Raw genomic sequence first — 18,440 nt, forward strand, 5'->3', positions numbered from 1 at the left:
AAATAAAGCATACGATTATGAAACTCTTCGGTAACATGATCGTATGCTTTTATATTAATAATCGGCTTTAAAGCACTTCTATTTAACATCAAAAGGAACTGTTGCCAACGAGCTTTGAGGAGTGAAGAAACGATTGGTTCCCATTAACCTTCAAAATACAAGAGTTCTTTTGGTGTTTTTGTGAAGAGTTCAAATCCAGTTTCTGTGACATAACCGCAGTCTTCAATCCGGACACCAACTTTTCCTGGAATATAAATACCAGGTTCAACTGAGAAGCACATGCCTTCTTTGATAACCAGGTCGTTGCCTTCCATAATAGATGGAAATTCGTGGACACTCATGCCCAAACCATGTCCAAGACGGTGGTTGAAATACTCACCATAACCAGCTTTTTCAATCACTGATCGTGCGGCATAGTCAATTTCACTAGCGGTCACACCAGGCTTGATCATATTAACTGCAGTCATATGAGCCTCTAAAGTTAAGTTGTAAATATCCTGTTTAAACTGGTCTGGCTTACCGACAGCGACTGTGCGCGTCATATCCGAAGTATATCCCAAAGCTTCTACACCTAGGTCGAACAATAGCAGAGCGTCATTTTCGATTTTGTTTGTTGATGGAATTCCGTGTGGGTTAGCGGCATTATTTCCAGTTAAGACCATGGTATCAAAGCTCATTTTTGAAATGCCTTGTTTTTTCATTTCAAATTCAATCTGAGCAATGATATCAGTTTCTGTTACGTTGAGTGAGATATTATCAAAGCCAATTTGCATTGCTTTATCTGCAAATTCACCAGCAACCAACATTTTTTCTATTTCATCACGCGACTTGATCAATTTCATAGTATTGATTAATGGTGTAATATCAGAGAATGGTTGATTGAAGATGGATTGAAGACCATGATAACGTGTTAGGTTTAGGTTGTCAAATTCAGCACCAATCGCTGAGAAATGCTTTTGAGGAAGTTTATTTTTGATGATTTGCCATGGATTTTCTGAATCCATATATCCAGCGACTGGAAAATCAACTGTGGCAACTGCACGCTCCACATCCAAGGCAGGAAGGAAAAGGAGTGATTCATGATCAGGCATGACAAAGAGAAACATATGGCGCTCATGCGGATCACTAAGGTAACCAGTCAGATAATAAATACTAATTGGATCTGAAAAGATTGCTAAATCTAATTTATTTGAATCGAGGTAATTTTGGACGTGTTGCAATTTTGACATGGCTTTTCCTTTAAAATTTGGTAATCATTTTGAAATTTCTTTTATTATATAGACTATTGTTTCAAAAAATCAAAAAATTTGCAAGTACAAAGGAAAAAAATACGATTTTCTCTTGAAAGTGGTTTCAAAAAATGATACACTATGATTGAGTGAAAGCGTAATTTTCATAGAAATTTGATTTAAGAAAGGAAGGGTAAATAGATGATGAATACAGACGATACCGTGACGATTTATGACGTTGCGCGTGAAGCTGGTGTGTCAATGGCTACAGTCAGTCGTGTAGTCAATGGTAATAAAAATGTCAAAGAAAACACTCGTAAAAAAGTGTTAGAGGTGATTGATCGATTAGATTATCGCCCAAATGCTGTTGCGCGTGGTTTGGCAAGTAAAAAAACGACAACTGTGGGGGTTGTGATTCCAAATATTGCCAATGTCTATTTTGCAACCTTGGCTAAGGGGATTGATGACATTGCTGATATGTATAAGTATAATATCGTATTGGCAAACAGTGATGAAAATGACGAGAAAGAAATTAATGTTGTCAATACATTGTTTTCTAAGCAAGTCGATGGTATTATCTTCATGGGCTATCATCTGACAGATAAGATTCGTGCGGAATTTTCGCGTTCACGCACTCCGATTGTATTAGCAGGTACTGTCGATTTGGAACACCAATTGCCAAGTGTCAATATTGACTACGCAGCTGCAAGTAGTGATGCAGTAAAATTGCTTGCTAAAAATAACAAAAAAATCGCCTTTGTTTCAGGTCCATTGGTTGATGACATCAATGGGAAAATTCGTTTTTCTGGTTACAAAGAAGGACTCCAAGCGAATGGTTTAGAGTTTAATGAAGGTCTTGTCTTTGAATCAAAATACAAATATGAAGAAGGCTATGCCTTGGCGGAACGTGTCTTGAATGCGGGAGCAACTGCAGCATATGTCGCTGAAGATGAAATCGCTGCCGGTTTGTTAAATGGTATTAGTGATCGTGGTATAAAGGTTCCTGAAGAATTTGAAATCATTACAAGTGATGATTCACAGGTAACAAAATATACTCGTCCAAATCTGACGTCCATCAATCAACCGATTTACGATATTGGCGCAATTGCCATGCGTATGTTGACAAAAATTATGCACAAGGAAGAATTGGATAATCGCGAAGTTATCTTGAATCATGGTATCAAGGAACGTAAATCTACAAAATAAGGATTCAGAAGTCGAACTAATCAGTCGGCTTCTTTTTACTTTTTCAGAAAATAGGTAAGGGATTTCCCTATCTGTTTACGGTTTCACTATTTGAAAAAGTAGTGTATAATACATATATGAGTACAAAGAAATTAGTCATAAACATGTTAAGTTCTAGCGAAAAAGTAAAGGGACAAGGGGTATCAGGGGCCTATAGAGAGCTGATGCACTTATTGCGAGAACGTGGAACAACTAAGCTAGACATTAAAGAAAAACTATTTGTTAAGGCGGATGTAACCCATTACCATACCATAGATCCCATCTTTTTTTTGACGACATTTTTTAAGAAAAGAACAGGGCGACGAGTTGGTTATGTGCATTTTCTTCCTGATACTCTTGAAGGTAGCTTACAAATTCCACGTTTTCTTAATCCTCTTGTATCTTGGTATGTGATTACCTTTTATAATCGTATGGACCAGTTAGTGGTCGTCAATCCGAGTTTCATAGATGATTTAGTGGAGTATGGAATTTCACGCGATAAAATCACTTATTTACCAAACTTTGTAAATCGTGATCAGTGGCATCCTCTTTCTACAGAAGAAGTGCAAGATGTTCGAAAACAGTACGCAATTTCTCCAGATCAATTTGTTGTATTAGGTGCAGGGCAAGTGCAGAGACGAAAAGGAATTGATGACTTTGCACAATTAGCAAGAGAATGTCCAGATGTGATCTTTGTTTGGGCAGGTGGTTTTTCATTTGGTAATATGACTGATGGACATGCAGAATACAAAAAATTAATGGAGCAGCCTCCTAAAAATCTCATTTTCACAGGGATTGTTGATGCAGAAGAAATGCTAAAATTGTATAACATGGCTGATGTTTTCTTTTTACCTAGTTATAGTGAATTATTCCCAATGACGATTTTAGAAGCAGCCAGTTGTGGTACACCCATCATGTTGCGAGACATTGATTTATACAAGGTTATTCTCGAGGGAATGTATTTGCCAGTAAAAAATATGGATGAAATGAAAACGGCTATAGAAACGTTGCAGAATCAACCAAATCAGCTGGTTGAATTGACAAATAAAGCGAGAGAGATTTCTAACTATTATTCTCCGGAATCCTTGCTTGAAAAGTGGCTTGCCTTTTACCAAGAGCAGGCTGATTTAGCTAAATCATAATACATAAAATAGGAGAAAGCATGCGGATTGGATTATTTACAGACACCTATTTTCCACAAGTTTCGGGTGTGGCAACTTCGATTCGAACTCTCAAAACTGAGCTTGAAAAATTAGGTCATACAGTATTTATTTTTACAACAACAGATGAGGGTGTCAATCGCTACGAGGATTGGGATATTATACGTATACCGAGTGTTCCATTTTTCGCATTTAAAGACCGGCGAGTAGCCTATGCTGGTTTTAAAGATGCCTTAAAGATAGCAAGTCGCTATAGGTTGGACTTGGTTCACACCCATACAGAATTTACCTTAGGTATTCTAGGTAAGATGGTTGCAAAAGAACTACAAGTTCCTGTTGTGCATACCTATCATACTCAATATGAGGATTATGTACACTATATCGCTAAGGGACGGTTGATTCGTCCTGGAATGATAAAATATTTTGCTCGCTCGTTCCTTCATGATTTGGACGGTGTTATTTGTCCGAGTGAAATTGTTGAGGAACTATTAGTACGATACAATGTTCCTATTTCAAAAAGGGTCATACCAACAGGGATTGACTTGGCAAAATTTGATCGCCCTGAAATCTGTCCTTCGGACATTGAGGAATTAAGGGAACAACTGGGCATTGGACCAGATGAAACCATGTTACTCAGCCTATCTCGTATCTCACATGAAAAGAATATTCAGGCTGTTATTAAAGCAATGCCGAACATTTTGGCGGACAATCCAAAGGTAAAACTAGTTATTGTTGGTGGTGGGCCATATGAGACAGCTTTGCAGGATATGATTGTTGAATTGAGACTGACAGATTCTGTTCAGATGACGGGAATGGTTGCACCAAGTGATACAGCTCTGTATTATAAAGCTGCCGATTTTTTTATTTCGGCTTCAACAAGTGAGACCCAAGGGTTGACCTTCTTAGAGAGCTTGGCAACGGGAACCCCCATTATCGCTCACTCGAATCCCTATTTGTCTAATGTTATCACTGATAAGATGTTTGGAACGCTATTTTTACATGAAGAAGAACTTTCAGATGCGGTCATTGAAGCAATTGTCATGACCCCTCCTATGAATCCTCATGTTTTGGAAAAAAAATTATATGAAATTTCCGCGACTAACTTCGGACGCAGAGTGTTTGAATACTATCTCGATTTGAAAATTTCATATGATTTCAAAAAAGAGCATACAAATCAAGATAGTGTGGCTGAAGTATTGTTAAAAGAAGCCATTTATTTACCACGTAAAGCAGTAGTCAAATCAACAGATACTACAGCAAGGATGCTAAAAAAATCTGTTGAACAGGTGAAGTCTATTCGGAATTTCTTTGATTAATTTGGAGGGTTCAAATGGAAAGATTACAAAAGGAGAGTTGGAAGAGTCTGGCTGTAGTAGCCCTTATTATACTATTCATGTATGCAGGTATTTACCTGATTGCCTTTCATCTGATTAGTGACACCATGCTTTCTAAGGAGCTGGTGGTCGGGAATATATTGCTCTATACTCCTATTGTGTTGTTCCTAACGGGTCTTCTTTGTGGATTTTTAAACGGCTTTTCTCTTAGCCTTCTTGCCTTGGTTTTACTGCTTTATCCTGTAACCATCTTTTTCTTTAAGGAATGGATTATTCTCTACCAGATTGTCTACACCTTATGTGCTCTGATTATGTGCTCTGATTGGAAATGGGATAGGAGCTCTGCTATTTACACAAAGGAAAAAAATGAAGAAAAATCCTTGAAAAATCAGGAAATCCTGATATAATAGCTGTTAGAGACTTATCAATTCTAGGAAATCTTTGAGAGAGTGGGCGTTTGGTGAAAGTACACAGAGGATAGAATTGACACTACTCGGTATGATTTTATGCAAACATAAAAGGGTGGTTCCCTTATCGCCAAACATGAGGTCTATGACACTTTTTTGTCGTAGATAAATGAAGGTGGAACCACGTTACGACGTCCTTTTGCAAGGACGTCGTATTTTCTTTTTTGACAAAACAAGGAGATGAAGTTGACCAGCATTCCACAAGAAACGATTGACCGTTGCCTAGCCATTCGCAAGGCTTACAGAGAATTGGAAGTCAAGCACCACGATAAAGAGTGGTCCATTGAGGAGTGAAACAGTCTGGGGATAGACTGTTTCAGCTCGACAACTTAAAATAAAGAATTGTTGACCAACGATATTGGTAACATGAACCGTCTGATTATGACCAAGCAGGGCCGTTACTATGATGAAACACCCTATAGCTTAGAGCATAAAATGGCTGAAAATATCTAGTGGTTGATTGAACTGGCTGACCGCCTGGATATTGATTTTCAAAAAGAAATGGAAACCTTTTTAACTCAGAAAGAAGAGTTATTGGGGATTAAAAAATAAATAAAAAAATAGAAAGGACTAGGGTCTCCGTATTTGGTTGAACTGAATACGGGCTACGGACTGGGCCAAAAAGATAAACGAGAACTAGATGCTTGCGTCGTCGTTTTGTTTCCTATTTTGTCTGTGTCCGCTTAACACCCTTTATATCTTATATTATGATTAACATTACTTTCCCAGATGGTGCTGTTCGTGAGTACCAAGCTGGTGTGACTACTTTTGAAATTGCGGAGAGCATCAGCAAGTCTTTGGCGAAAAAGGCTCTTGCTGGTAAGTTTAATGGTAAATTGATTGACACTACTCGTGCTATTGAAGAGGACGGTACGCTTGAAATCGTAACGCCTGACCATGAGGATGCCTTGGACATCTTGCGTCACTCAGCGGCGCACTTGTTTGCCCAAGCAGCTCGTCGGCTTTTCCCAGACATCAAGTTGGGTGTTGGTCCAGCTATTCAGGACGGTTTTTATTACGATACGGACAATGCAGCAGGTCAGATTTCAAATGAAGACCTGCCACGTATTCAGGAAGAAATGGCTAAAATTGTCAAAGAGAATTTCCCTTCAGAACGTCGTGAGGTAACTAAGGAAGAAGCTCTTGAAATTTTCAAAAATGATCCTTACAAGTTGGAATTGATTCAAGAACACTCGGATGACGAGGGCGGTTTGACCATCTATACCCAAGGCGAATACGTTGACCTCTGCCGTGGGCCACACGTTCCGTCAACAGGTCGTATCCAGATTTTTGAATTGCTCAACGTGGCAGGTGCTTACTGGCGTGGTAAGAGCGAAAATCCAATGATGCAACGTGTGTATGGTACAGCTTGGTTTGACAAAAAAGATCTCAAAGCATACCTGCAAATGCGTGAAGAGGCCAAAGAGCGTGACCACCGTAAACTTGGTAAGGAATTGGATCTTTTCATGATTAGCCAAGAAGTTGGTCAAGGTTTGCCATTCTGGTTGCCAAATGGAGCGACTATCCGTCGTACCTTGGAGCGTTACATCACAGACAAGGAATTGGCTTCAGGTTACCAGCACGTTTATACGCCACCTTTGGCTTCTGTCGAACTCTACAAGACCTCAGGTCACTGGGATCATTATTCAGAAGACATGTTTCCAACTATGGACATGGGTGACGGTGAGGAGTTTGTGCTTCGTCCGATGAACTGTCCGCACCACATTCAAGTTTATAAAAATCATGTGCGTTCTTACCGCGAATTGCCAGTGCGTATCGCTGAGCTTGGGATGATGCACCGCTATGAGAAATCTGGTGCTCTTACAGGTTTGCAACGGGTACGTGAGATGACTCTTAACGACGGTCATATTTTCGTGACACCTGAGCAAATCCAAGAAGAGTTCAAAAAAGCACTTCAGTTGATTATCGAAGTGTACGCAGATTTCAACCTAAACGACTACCGTTTCCGTCTGTCATATCGTGACCCAGAGGACAAAGAGAAGTACTATGACAACGATGAGATGTGGGAAAATGCCCAGCGTATGTTGAAAGATGCTATGGATGAAATGGGCGTGGACTACTTCGAGGCAGAGGGGGAAGCAGCCTTTTACGGTCCAAAATTGGATATCCAGGTGAGAACTGCCTTAGGTAATGAGGAGACTCTATCAACCATTCAGTTGGACTTCCTCTTGCCAGAACGTTTTGGTTTGACCTACATTGGTGCTGATGGTGAAGAACACCGCCCAGTTATGATTCACCGTGGTGTTATCTCAACTATGGAACGCTTCACAGCCATTTTGATTGAAACCTACAAGGGCGCCTTCCCAACTTGGTTAGCTCCAACCCAAGTGACTATGATTCCAATCTCTGTGGAAGCTCACTTGGATTACGCTTGGAAGGTTGCAAAAGAATTGCAAGACCGTGGTGTTCGCGTACACGTGGATGAACGTAACGAGAAGATGCAGTACAAGATTCGTCAGAGTCAGACCAGCAAGATTCCATACCAGCTCATCGTTGGTGACAAGGAAATGAAAGATAATGCTGTCAACGTTCGTCGCTACGGCAGTAAGGCAACGCAAACTCAGTCTGTTGCAGAATTTGTGGACCATATCCTAGCAGATATTGCTCGTAAGTCAAGACCAGCTGAAGAAGAATAAACAAAGCAAGAAGTCCGAATGGACTTCTTTTTTGACAGCAAAAAAATCCCAACCAACTGGCTGGGAGAAATCTTACTCTATGCTGCTCGCCCAAGACTTAGCCACATAACGTGACAGACTTGAAATGGCAAAATTGATAACAAAGTAGATGAGAGCAACCATGAGGTAAAGGGCAAAAACTTGTTCTGCTTCAAAGTAGCGTCCCATGAGGATTTGACTAGAACCAAAGAGTTCTTGCAGGGCGATAACGGAATAGAGAAAACTAGTGTCCTTGATGACCGTTACAATCTGCGAGATGATGGCTGGCAGCATTTTGCGAATAGCTTGAGGCATAATGATATAGACCATGATTTGTACAGGGGTAAAACCCTGTGACAAACCAGCTTCGGTCTGGCCCGGTCCGATGGCGTTTAGACCACCGCGGATAATCTCGGCCATGGCTGCCGTGGTAAAAATAGTAAAAGCAGTAATACCAGCAGGCGTTGACTTCATTTGGAAGACTAGGAAAACTGTGAAAATCCACAGCAAGTTTGGGACATTACGCACAAATTCAATATAGATGGTTGCAATCCACTTGAAAATTGGATTTTTCCCATTACGCATGATGGCTAAAATCATTCCGAAAAGAATGGATAGGATTACCGAAATACTTGAAATATAGACTGTTAACTTCAAACCACTCCACAAGAGTTGGAAGGTTGAAGGTTTGAGTAATTCTAAAACATAATTCATCGTTCAACCTCCTTTTAGTGTGAAAAGGCTGACTTATTCTTTTCTTCAATGCGTCGGCCCCAGCTTGCAACAGGGAAGCACATGATGAAGTAAAGGAAAGCAGCACCAGCAAAGGCTGGGATGTAGTTAGCATTCATGGCAGACCAAGATTTTGTCATAAACATAATATCAGCTCCTGAGATGATGGCAACAGTGGCAGTATTCTTAATCAAGTTCACGACTTGGTTGGTCAAAGGTGGCAGAATGGTCGGAATGGCCTGTGGCAAAATGATAATCCACATGGTTTCAGCTTGAGTAAATCCTTGTGAAAGTGCAGCTTCTGTTTGACCAGTTGGCACAGCTTCAATCCCTGCACGAATGACCTCTGCAATATAGGCACCGTGATAGAGTCCCACGCAGATAACAGCTGTCCAGTAGATGGACGGCATGAGAACATAATTTGAAATCAGCGGAAGTCCATAATAAACAATCATGAACTGAACCAAAAGCGGCGTATTCTGATAGTATTCAACATAGACACGTGCGATGATTTTTAAAACTTTATTTTTACTTGAAGAGAGACTACCAAAGACAATTCCTAAAAACATGGCCATGATAAAGGCTCCGACAGAAATGGCTAAGGTAAAGAGAAATCCTTGGAAAAAAATTGGAAAATCCTTGAAATAACTGACCCAATTCTCCCAAGCGTAAGGACTAGTTGTTAAAACTGTCATATTGTTCACCTTTCTATTCGTCAGTTTCTGTGACTGGTTCTAGACCATTGGCATCATAGAAGGCCTGAAGAGTACCATCGGAAGTCCATTTTTCAACAAGGCTGTTTAAGTAGTTGTTAAGGTCTTTGTTAGATAATTTAGTAACAATTCCATAATCAGAAGCTGAGAAGCTAAAGTCCATTAGTTCTGATTTTGAGCCAATGTAACCGGATAGAATGGATTGGTCAACAGAGAAGGCATCAGTTCTATGTGCTCTAAGGGATACGGAGAGTTCCGGATAGGAACCGAGTTCAGCAAAGTTTACTGCAATGCCATACTTATCTGCCAATTCAGAGACGAGGGTACGTGTAATGGAACCCTGAGCTACTCCGATTGTCTTTCCATTTAGGTCGGTAAAGGTCTTAATTCCACTATCCTTATTGACCAAGAAGCCAACGGCATCTGTGTAGTAAGGAGTTGTGAAATTGTAGAGTAACTTGCGTTCTTCTGTGATGGTGAAGGTTGCGATGACCAAATCCACTTGACCATTATCGAGAAGTGGTCCACGTGTTTGGGCAGTAACCGGAGTGAATTCAATATCTACACCTAATTCGTCTGCGATTTTGCGAGCAATGTCAATCTCCAATCCTTCAAATTCACCAGAATCTGGGTTCTTGTAGCCAAAGTTTGGAACATCCTGTTTGACACCAACTCGGAGAACACCTCTCTCGATTATTGCCTGAACTTGGTCACTGTTCGATAATTCTGTAGGGGTATCTGTTTGCGCAATGGGCTGTTTAACTACGAATAGGAGTATGGCTACTAGGACTAGTAGTGGAAATGTCAGAAAGAGAGTATGATTCTTCTTTTTCATAGGTACCTCCTATAACTTTACCTTATCAGATTCGTGGTTGATGATCTTACTGAGGAATTGCTTAGCTCTTGGTTCGGTTGGGTTTTCAAAGAATCCATTGACATCGGTCGTGTCTACCAAAACCTCTCCCTCAGCCATAAAGATAATACGGTCAGCAACCTCACGTGCAAAGCTCATTTCATGCGTTACAACAATCATGTTCATCCCATCTCGCGCTAATTTTTGCATTACCGCTAAAACATCACCGATGGTTTCTGGATCGAGGGCAGAAGTTGGTTCATCAAACAACAAAAGTTCAGGTTGCATAGCCAATCCACGTGCAATTGCGACACGTTGTTTTTGTCCGCCAGATAGCATAGCAGGATAGGAATCTTTTCTATCCCAAAGGTTAACAAACTCGAGGTATTTTTGAGCAGTTTTTTCAGCAGTTGCCTTATCAATACCTAAGACCTTTGTCGGAGCTAGGGTAACATTTTCTAAAACTGTCTTGTGTGGATAGAGATTAAAATGCTGGAAGACCATACCGACTTCTTTACGTAAGGCAACTAATTCTTTGATGGACGTAGAAGAAATATCATGACCATTGACGACCAATTGACCTTCATCGATTGCTTCTAAACCATTGATAGTTCGGATGAGTGTCGATTTTCCTGAACCAGATGGTCCGAGCAATACGACAACCTGTCCAGGTTCAAATTTCAAGTTTATATTGCGTAAGGCGTGGTAGTCGCCGTAGTATTTATTTACATTTTTAAAATCTACTAATGCCATAAGTGTCTCCTTCAATAAAAAACATGGTATTAGTATCATATCATTGCAATCATTAAATGTCAAGCAAATTCAGACAATTTAATAAATAGCATGTCATAAAACGTAACATAAGATTATGTGCACATCTTGTAAAATGAAATTTTTAAATAAGTTTGATATAATAGATAAAAGATAATAAAGATAATAAAGATAATAAAGATAATAAAGATAATAAAGATAATAAAGGTAATAAAAAATGAAGAAAATTTTAATTGTTGATGATGAGAAACCAATCTCGGATATTATTAAGTTCAATATGACACGTGAAGGATATGAGGTAGTTACTGCGTTTGATGGACGTGAGGCGCTTGATATTTTTGAAGCAGAGTTTCCAGACATTGTTATTTTAGATTTAATGCTTCCAGAAATAGATGGATTAGAAGTAGCACGGACGATTCGAAAAACAAGTAATGTTCCTATTTTAATGTTGTCAGCTAAAGATAGTGAGTTTGATAAAGTTATTGGGCTTGAAATTGGTGCGGATGACTATGTGACAAAGCCATTCTCAAACCGTGAATTACAGGCACGTGTAAAAGCTCTTCTTCGTCGAAGTGAATTGGCTGAGACGCAAGGAGCAGTTGAATCATCTGGTACTCCAGAATTGGTAATCGGTGATTTGGTAATTGTTCCAGATGCTTTTGTAGCTAAGAAACATGGAAAAGAACTTGAACTAACACACCGTGAATTTGAATTATTGTATCATTTGGCCAAGCACATTGGGCAAGTCATGACGCGAGAGCATCTACTTGAGACTGTTTGGGGATATGATTATTTTGGAGATGTACGTACTGTGGACGTGACAGTTCGACGCTTGCGTGAAAAAATTGAAGACACTCCAAGTCGTCCGGAATACATCTTGACACGCAGGGGAGTAGGTTATTTTATAAAAGCTTATGATTAATCAATTACGCTATCTAATTACAACAGCTGAATTTTGGTTTGTTGTTATTTTGGTCGGCTTTCTAATGGCGTTGACAGTATTGTTGATAGAAAACTATCGTGACAATAAGCAGATTCAATTACTCAATAAAAAAGTTGGCGCCTTGATAGATGGTAATTACTCTGATGTATTGGATTTGCGAGGAAGTCCAGAGATTACTGAAATGGCAAATTCACTGAATGATTTGTCAGAAGTAATCCGTTTAACGCACGATAACCTAGAACAAGAAAAAATCCGGCTCAGTTCCATTCTTTCCTACATGAGTGATGGAGTCATTGCTACAGATCGTATTGGCCGAATTATCATGGTCAATGATATGGCGCAGAAACAACTGGGGTTAAAAGATCATAAACAGGAGCAATATTTTTTACTTGATGTTCTAGAACTTCAAGACCAATATAGTCTGCGTGAGTTGCTATCTCAAACACCTGAAATCGTCTTAGAAAAAGTTAATGAGAATCAAGAATTACTGACCTTACGAGCTAATTTTGCAACGATTAGGAGTGAAAGTGGGCTCATATCAGGGTTGGTTGTTGTCCTACATGATATGACGGAGCAGGCCAAGGAGGAACGTGAGCGCAGACTGTTTGTTTCTAATGTCAGTCACGAATTGCGTACACCGTTGACCTCGGTTAAATCATATTTGGAAGCCTTGGATGAGGGAGCTCTGACCGAATCGGTTGCCCCAAGTTTTGTCAAGGTATCCTTAGATGAAACCAACCGGATGATGCGGATGATTACAGATCTTTTAAGTTTATCTCGCATTGATAATCAGGTTGGAGAGATGGATGTAGAGTTAATCAATTTTACAGCCTTTATCACTTTTATCTTGAATCGCTTTGATCAGATGAAGAATTCTGATGTTGGTAAGACCTACGCTATTATTCGTGATTACCAGATTAGTCCAATTTGGGTTGAAATTGATACCGATAAGATGACGCAGGTACTGGATAATATTTTGAATAATGCTATCAAGTATTCTCCAGATGGGGGAAACATTACCTTTAGTATGAAAACGACAGATAGTCAGCTTATTCTTTCTATTTCAGATGAAGGTTTGGGAATTCCTAAAGCTGATTTACCTAAAATATTTGACCGTTTCTATCGAGTTGATAAAGCGCGTTCGAGAGCCCAAGGGGGCACAGGTTTAGGTTTGGCGATTGCAAAAGAGATTGTAAAGCAACACAAAGGTTTCATTTGGGCTAAAAGTGAGTATGGACATGGTTCGACATTTACGATTGTCTTACCATATAGTAAGGATATTGCACTGGATGAGTGGGAAGAGGTTGCTGAGGAAGAATAGGGGAGTATGATCGGAACTGGTTTTAATTATAGTATTTTAGCATCCGGGTCTAGTGGAAATTGTTTTTATTTGGAAACGGATAAAAAGAAAATTTTAGTGGATGCAGGTTTATCGGGAAAAAAAATCACTAGTCTTTTGGCAGAAATTGACCGAAAACCAGATGATATTGATGCCATTTTAGTCACCCATGAACATAGCGATCATATCCATGGTATAGGAGTGTTAGCTCGTAAATATGGTATGGATATTTATGCCAATGAATTGACCTGGCAGGCAATGGAAAGCAAGCTGGGCAAAATTGATGTCGCCCAAAAACACATTTTTGAATTGGGCTCAATGAAAACTTTTGGAGACCTAGATATTGAGTCATTTGGTGTCAGCCACGATGCTGCTTGTCCGCAGTTCTACCGTTTTATGAAAGATGATAAATCCTTTGTTATGTTGACGGATACTGGTTATGTTAGTGACCGAATGGTGGGTATTGTGGAAAATGCAGATGCCTATTTGATTGAATCCAATCATGATGTTGAAATCCTTCGTTCGGGTTCTTATTCTTGGAATTTGAAGCAACGGATTTTGTCGGATAAAGGGCATCTTTGTAACGAAGATGGTGCAGATGCCATGATTCGTTCGCTCGGAAATCGGACCACTAAGATTTACCTAGGGCATCTATCAAAGGAAAATAATATCAAGGAACTGGCACATATGACTATGGTTAACCAATTGGCACAAGCTGATTTAGGTGTTGGTACAGATTTTCAAATTTATGATACTTCGCCAGATACAGCGACTGTATTGACCAAGATTTGATAGATAGAAAGATCCGTAAAAGGTCGTGTTCGCACGGCTTTTTTGTTTTTTTGCGATGAAGTGAAAAGAGGAAAAATGATATAATAATTCGCGCTATTATTTCAAATTTATTCACTGTTACTAGTAGAATTGAAAAGACTTATATTGGAGACGATTTTATTGTGGAGGAAGATTATTGTATGGAGAAAATATTTCTTGAAAGGGAGGCTAAGGCTAAAAATTATGATTTTCCTGTGGTATAATAAGAAGAATATTTCTAGAATGAGGTTTGTCTTTTGAAAAAAAAGAATCATCAATCAACTGGTAATGCAAGAAATATGATTCCAATTCGATTAAATATTTTATTTGGAGTCGTCATTTTATTATTTACAGTGCTGATTGTTCGGTTGGCAGATATGCAGATTGTGCATCATGATTTTTATAGTAATAAATTAGCAACTGCTAGTCAGAAAGTAGTCACTAAAAGTTCTGTTCGAGGACTGATTTACGATGCCAAAGGAAAGCCTTTGGTTGAAAATCAGATACAACAAGTAGTGTCCTTTACGCGCTCCAATAAAATGACTGCTGAGGAAATGAAGCAGGTTGCTAAAAATTTACTTCAATGGGTCACAGTGTCGGATGTCAGTGTTTCAGATCGGGATAAAGCTGACTACTATTTGGCAGATCAAACAGTCTACCAGGAAGTGCTAAATAAACTTCCTAAAGAGCAACGATTCGATGCAGATGGCAATTATTTAAGTGAATCAGAAATCTATACAAATGCTGTTGCTAGTTTAACGCCTGAACAGTTAAACTACTCTGATGAAGAGTTGAAAGCAATTGAACTATTTACGCAGATGAATGCTGCATCTTATTTTGAAACAGTCAATCTTGTCACAGACAGCCTTACCGCTGAGCAGGTGGCTTTGATTGTAGCGAATTCTGATCAACTTGAAGGAATTTCAACTACAAATAACTGGCAACGGAGTATTTTAGATACCTCCTTAAGCTCGATTATAGGGACTGTAACAAGCGAACAGGCAGGTTTACCAGCTGAGGATGCCGATTATTATTTGTCAAAAGGATATTCTGCGAATGACCGCGTGGGAACTGCCTATCTTGAAAAACAGTATGAAGAAGTCCTGCAGGGTCAACGTGAGAAGAAAGAAATTAATTTAGACAGAAATGGTAACGTCGAGAGTATTGAAACCATTCAAGAAGGACAACAGGGAAACAATATTAAGTTGACCATTGACTTGGCCTTTCAAGATGGCGTCAATGCGATTCTAAAAAAATATTTTGAGAGTGAGTTGTCAACGGGAAGTGCACTGTATTCGGAAGGTGTTTATGCAGTTGCATTAAATCCTTCTACAGGTGCAGTGCTTGCTATGTCTGGATATAGTCACGAAAAAGGCTCAAGTACCATTACCGAAGATGCTCTTGGAACGATTACGAGTGTCTTTACACCTGGTTCAATTGTCAAAGGTGCTACAATTAGTTCTGGATGGGAAAATGGGGTTATCAGTGGCAACCAAGTACAATTAGATGAGCCGATATATTTTGCAGGTTCAGCTCCGATTACATCTTGGTACGGTGCTTACGGTAGTTTTAATATTGATGCTACTCAGGCTTTGGAATATTCATCAAACGTTTATATGGTTAAGATTGCTTTGGGACTACTTGGGCAAACCTATTCTGCAAATATGTATTTGAATGATGGGGAATCTTTGACAAATGCCATGACAAAACTGCGGTCAACTTTTGCAGAATATGGTCTTGGTGCTTCTACAGGGATTGATCTTCCACTTGAATCCACTGGTTTTTTACCTGATGAATATAGCACAGCGAACTTCATTACCAACGCATTTGGTCAGTTCGACAACTATACACCAATGCAAATGGCACAGTATGTGTCAACAGTTGCCAATAAAGGAACTCGCATTTCACCACATTTGGTTGAAGGGATTTATGGCAATACGGACCAAGGTGGGCTTGGAGACCTGATTGAATCCGTTTCAGTAAAAGAGTTAAATCAGGTAAATATTTCTGAGGACGAAATGGCCATTCTTCGACAAGGATTTTATCAAGTGGTAAATGGAAATGGTCAATTTAATACAGGTAGTGCAATTGGCCAAGGAGCAAGTGTGACAATCAGTGCGAAAACTGGTACGGCAGAAACTTATACAACAACTCCTTCAGGTGAAGTCGTAACAGCAGTAAATACAAACGTAGTGGCCTATGCACCGAGTGACAATCCCCAAATTGCTGTTTCGGTGGTGCTACCAAACTTAACAAATCAATCATCTATGACAACAAAAACGATTATGCGTGAAATAATCAACTTATACCAATCAATGTATCCCATGAACTAAGGAGGCCTATGCTCTACCCTACACCCATTGCAAAGCTAATTGATAGTTATTCTAAATTACCCGGTATTGGTATCAAAACTGCCACTCGTCTAGCATTTTATACAATTGGTATGGAGGATGATGTAGTTAATGAATTCGCCAAAAATTTATTGGCAGCCAAGCGAGATTTATCTTATTGCTCGATTTGTGGTAATCTGACGGACCAAGACCCTTGTGCTATTTGTCAGGACTCAACGAGAGATCAATCTACAATTTTGATTGTAGAGGATAGTCGGGATGTTACGGCTTTGGAAAATATTCAAGAATATCACGGTCTCTATCATGTTTTGCATGGCTTGATTTCGCCAATGAATGGTATCGGACCAGATGATATTAATTTGAAATCCCTCCTCACTCGTCTGATGGACAATGAGGTTACAGAAGTTATTGTGGCGACAAATGCAACTGCGGATGGTGAGGCGACTTCAATGTATATTTCTCGTGTGCTTAAACCTGCTGGAATAAAAGTAACCCGATTAGCTCGAGGTCTAGCAGTTGGAAGTGATATTGAATATGCCGATGAAGTTACTCTACTGCGAGCAATCGAAAACAGAACAGAGTTGTAGACGAATGGCTGGTTGACTCATAATCATTCGAATTTACCTTAGGTCAATTTCGAGTGGTTAAAATATGCTATACTAATAGAGAAACTATTGACACAGGAAGGATTGAATATGTCAAAAGAAACCTTGATTTTACTTTATGGTGGACGTTCAGCAGAACGTGAAGTATCTGTTTTATCCGCAGAAAGCGTTATGCGCGCCATCAATTATGATAATTTTTTTGTCAAAACCTATTTCATTAGTCAGACAGGGGACTTTATTAAGACGCAAGAGTTTTCTCAAACACCGTCTGCCGATGAAAAACTCATGACAAATGCGACAATTATTGAAGAACAAAAAATCCGTCCGAGCGATATCTATGAAAAAAAGGCAGTCGTTTTCCCAGTTCTTCATGGGCCAATGGGAGAAGATGGCTCTATTCAAGGCTTCTTGGAAGTGCTTCGTATGCCTTATGTTGGCACCAATATTTTATCTTCTAGCGTTGCCATGGATAAGATTACAACCAAGCGCGTACTAGAATCAGCTGGCATTGCCCAAGTACCTTATGTGGCAGTTATCGAAGGTGAGAATATTGCGGAAAAGATTGCAGAGATTGAAGAAAAGTTGACTTATCCGGTCTTTGTAAAACCTGCTAATATGGGTTCCAGCGTTGGTATCTCTAAAGCTGAAGATTTAGCTGGCCTACATGCAGCTCTAGACTTAGCATTTAAGTATGATAGTCGTATCCTTGTTGAGCAAGGTGTCAACGCCCGTGAGGTTGAAGTTGGTCTTTTGGGAAATGCTGACGTGAAAACCACACTTCCTGGCGAAGTAGTCAAAGACGTTGCCTTTTATGACTATGATGCCAAGTACATTGATAACAAAATCACAATGGATATTCCAGCCCAAATTGACGAATCAATTATGGCTATCATGCGAGAAAATGCTGCCAAGGCCTTTCGTGCAATCGGTGGTTGTGGACTTTCTCGCTGTGATTTCTTCTTGACAGAAGACGGCGATATCTTCCTCAACGAGCTCAACACCATGCCAGGCTTTACCCAGTGGTCCATGTATCCACTCCTTTGGGACAATATGGGCTTAGCTTACCCAGATTTGATTGAAGAGCTTGTTCGATTGGCCAAAGAAATGTTTGAAAAACGTGAAAGTCATTTAATATAAAACAAGGAAAAGATTGGAAATTTTGTAACTGCCCAATAACAAGGTATCTATCCAATCACTCCTTCCTCCAGTATACTGTTATAAAAAACAAACTGGA

16 protein-coding genes and 1 pseudogene are annotated in these 18,440 nt (G+C 39.6%); 12 read left to right on the top strand and 5 right to left on the bottom strand.

Translation table 11 applies throughout. The features are described from left to right. Window positions 1-143 precede the first annotated feature (143 nt). A complete protein-coding gene (locus ACPC57_RS07685; protein ID WP_434066646.1) occupies window positions 144-1,229 on the bottom strand; it encodes a M24 family metallopeptidase in 1,086 nt (361 codons plus the stop codon). A gap of 204 nt (window positions 1,230-1,433) precedes the next feature. On the opposite strand from ACPC57_RS07685, the gene ccpA reads away from it, so the two are divergent. From ccpA to thrS, 6 genes and pseudogenes are all read left to right on the top strand, one after another. After that, entirely contained in the window at window positions 1,434-2,435 is a 1,002-nt protein-coding gene (gene ccpA / locus ACPC57_RS07690; RefSeq protein WP_217375145.1) for a catabolite control protein A, read from the top strand. 116 nt (window positions 2,436-2,551) lie between these two features. Continuing rightward, entirely contained in the window at window positions 2,552-3,595 is a 1,044-nt protein-coding gene (locus ACPC57_RS07695; RefSeq protein WP_217374814.1) for a glycosyltransferase family 4 protein, read from the top strand. Between the two features lie 20 nt (window positions 3,596-3,615). Further along, window positions 3,616-4,929, top strand: a complete 1,314-nt coding sequence (locus tag ACPC57_RS07700) for a glycosyltransferase family 4 protein (protein ID WP_434066647.1) — start codon at window positions 3,616-3,618, stop codon at window positions 4,927-4,929. Window positions 4,930-4,943: 14 nt separating this feature from the next. Next, a complete protein-coding gene (locus ACPC57_RS07705; protein WP_434066648.1) occupies window positions 4,944-5,354 on the top strand; it encodes a hypothetical protein in 411 nt (136 codons plus the stop codon). A 240-nt stretch (window positions 5,355-5,594) separates the two neighbouring features. Continuing rightward, window positions 5,595-5,966: pseudogene (locus ACPC57_RS07710) on the top strand (MazG-like protein). 155 nt (window positions 5,967-6,121) lie between these two features. Continuing rightward, complete coding sequence (gene thrS / locus ACPC57_RS07715) at window positions 6,122-8,071, top strand: threonine--tRNA ligase (RefSeq protein ID WP_434066651.1); 1,950 nt, start codon at window positions 6,122-6,124, stop codon at window positions 8,069-8,071. Window positions 8,072-8,143: 72 nt separating this feature from the next. Here thrS and ACPC57_RS07720 read toward each other — a convergent pair whose 3' ends face one another. From ACPC57_RS07720 to ACPC57_RS07735, 4 genes are read right to left on the bottom strand one after another with little or no spacing between them, the layout of a single operon-like run. Beyond that, on the bottom strand, window positions 8,144-8,803 hold the full coding sequence (locus tag ACPC57_RS07720; RefSeq protein ID WP_130554353.1) for an amino acid ABC transporter permease: 660 nt from the start codon (window positions 8,801-8,803) through the stop codon (window positions 8,144-8,146). A gap of 14 nt (window positions 8,804-8,817) precedes the next feature. Next, the gene (locus tag ACPC57_RS07725) at window positions 8,818-9,516 is read right to left on the bottom strand and encodes an amino acid ABC transporter permease (RefSeq protein WP_217374819.1); all 699 of its coding nucleotides are present in this window, start codon (window positions 9,514-9,516) and stop codon (window positions 8,818-8,820) included. Between the two features lie 13 nt (window positions 9,517-9,529). Continuing rightward, on the bottom strand, window positions 9,530-10,369 hold the full coding sequence (locus ACPC57_RS07730) for a transporter substrate-binding domain-containing protein (RefSeq protein ID WP_434066649.1): 840 nt from the start codon (window positions 10,367-10,369) through the stop codon (window positions 9,530-9,532). A 9-nt stretch (window positions 10,370-10,378) separates the two neighbouring features. After that, a complete protein-coding gene (locus ACPC57_RS07735) occupies window positions 10,379-11,140 on the bottom strand; it encodes an amino acid ABC transporter ATP-binding protein (RefSeq protein ID WP_130554350.1) in 762 nt (253 codons plus the stop codon). Between the two features lie 235 nt (window positions 11,141-11,375). Between ACPC57_RS07735 and yycF the strand changes: the two genes are divergently transcribed. The 6 genes from yycF (at window position 11,376) to ACPC57_RS07765 (ending at window position 18,343) form a co-directional block, all read left to right on the top strand. Beyond that, on the top strand, window positions 11,376-12,080 hold the full coding sequence (yycF, locus tag ACPC57_RS07740) for a response regulator YycF (RefSeq protein WP_024391260.1): 705 nt from the start codon (window positions 11,376-11,378) through the stop codon (window positions 12,078-12,080). Continuing rightward, window positions 12,073-13,422: a cell wall metabolism sensor histidine kinase VicK gene (vicK, locus tag ACPC57_RS07745; RefSeq protein WP_434066650.1), complete on the top strand. Its 1,350-nt coding sequence runs from the start codon at window positions 12,073-12,075 to the stop codon at window positions 13,420-13,422. The genes yycF and vicK overlap by 8 nt, the downstream gene beginning before the upstream one ends. Before the next feature lie 6 nt (window positions 13,423-13,428). Then, on the top strand, window positions 13,429-14,232 hold the full coding sequence (locus tag ACPC57_RS07750) for an MBL fold metallo-hydrolase (RefSeq protein WP_217374822.1): 804 nt from the start codon (window positions 13,429-13,431) through the stop codon (window positions 14,230-14,232). A 317-nt stretch (window positions 14,233-14,549) separates the two neighbouring features. Next, window positions 14,550-16,583, top strand: a complete 2,034-nt coding sequence (gene pbp2b, locus ACPC57_RS07755) for a penicillin-binding protein PBP2B (protein WP_412080675.1) — start codon at window positions 14,550-14,552, stop codon at window positions 16,581-16,583. An 8-nt stretch (window positions 16,584-16,591) separates the two neighbouring features. Further along, a complete protein-coding gene (recR, locus tag ACPC57_RS07760) occupies window positions 16,592-17,188 on the top strand; it encodes a recombination mediator RecR (RefSeq protein WP_172036408.1) in 597 nt (198 codons plus the stop codon). A gap of 108 nt (window positions 17,189-17,296) precedes the next feature. Then, window positions 17,297-18,343 carry a D-alanine--D-alanine ligase gene (locus ACPC57_RS07765; protein WP_277836762.1) on the top strand — a complete coding sequence of 349 codons (1,047 nt, stop codon included), beginning with the start codon at window positions 17,297-17,299 and terminating at the stop codon, window positions 18,341-18,343. The last annotated feature ends 97 nt before the right edge of the window (window positions 18,344-18,440 follow it).

The organism is Streptococcus sp. VTCC 12886 (assembly GCF_049893425.1).
Taxonomy (GTDB): domain Bacteria; phylum Bacillota; class Bacilli; order Lactobacillales; family Streptococcaceae; genus Streptococcus; species Streptococcus suis_AA.

Bases quoted from the DNA above. Each gene is read 5' to 3' on its own strand.
- ACPC57_RS07720 (WP_130554353.1), bottom strand. From the start codon at position 8,803: ATGAATTATGTTTTAGAATTACTCAAACCTTCAACCTTCCAACTCTTG.
- ACPC57_RS07730 (WP_434066649.1), bottom strand. From the start codon at position 10,369: ATGAAAAAGAAGAATCATACTCTCTTTCTGACATTTCCACTACTAGTC.
- pbp2b (WP_412080675.1), top strand. From the start codon at position 14,550: ATGATTCCAATTCGATTAAATATTTTATTTGGAGTCGTCATTTTATTA.
- ACPC57_RS07750 (WP_217374822.1), top strand. From the start codon at position 13,429: ATGATCGGAACTGGTTTTAATTATAGTATTTTAGCATCCGGGTCTAGT.
- ACPC57_RS07765 (WP_277836762.1), top strand. From the start codon at position 17,297: ATGTCAAAAGAAACCTTGATTTTACTTTATGGTGGACGTTCAGCAGAA.
- vicK (WP_434066650.1), top strand. From the start codon at position 12,073: ATGATTAATCAATTACGCTATCTAATTACAACAGCTGAATTTTGGTTT.
- yycF (WP_024391260.1), top strand. From the start codon at position 11,376: ATGAAGAAAATTTTAATTGTTGATGATGAGAAACCAATCTCGGATATT.
- ACPC57_RS07725 (WP_217374819.1), bottom strand. From the start codon at position 9,516: ATGACAGTTTTAACAACTAGTCCTTACGCTTGGGAGAATTGGGTCAGT.
- ACPC57_RS07705 (WP_434066648.1), top strand. From the start codon at position 4,944: ATGGAAAGATTACAAAAGGAGAGTTGGAAGAGTCTGGCTGTAGTAGCC.
- ACPC57_RS07700 (WP_434066647.1), top strand. From the start codon at position 3,616: ATGCGGATTGGATTATTTACAGACACCTATTTTCCACAAGTTTCGGGT.
- ACPC57_RS07695 (WP_217374814.1), top strand. From the start codon at position 2,552: ATGAGTACAAAGAAATTAGTCATAAACATGTTAAGTTCTAGCGAAAAA.
- ACPC57_RS07735 (WP_130554350.1), bottom strand. From the start codon at position 11,140: ATGGCATTAGTAGATTTTAAAAATGTAAATAAATACTACGGCGACTAC.
- ccpA (WP_217375145.1), top strand. From the start codon at position 1,434: ATGAATACAGACGATACCGTGACGATTTATGACGTTGCGCGTGAAGCT.
- recR (WP_172036408.1), top strand. From the start codon at position 16,592: ATGCTCTACCCTACACCCATTGCAAAGCTAATTGATAGTTATTCTAAA.
- thrS (WP_434066651.1), top strand. From the start codon at position 6,122: ATGATTAACATTACTTTCCCAGATGGTGCTGTTCGTGAGTACCAAGCT.
- ACPC57_RS07685 (WP_434066646.1), bottom strand. From the start codon at position 1,229: ATGTCAAAATTGCAACACGTCCAAAATTACCTCGATTCAAATAAATTA.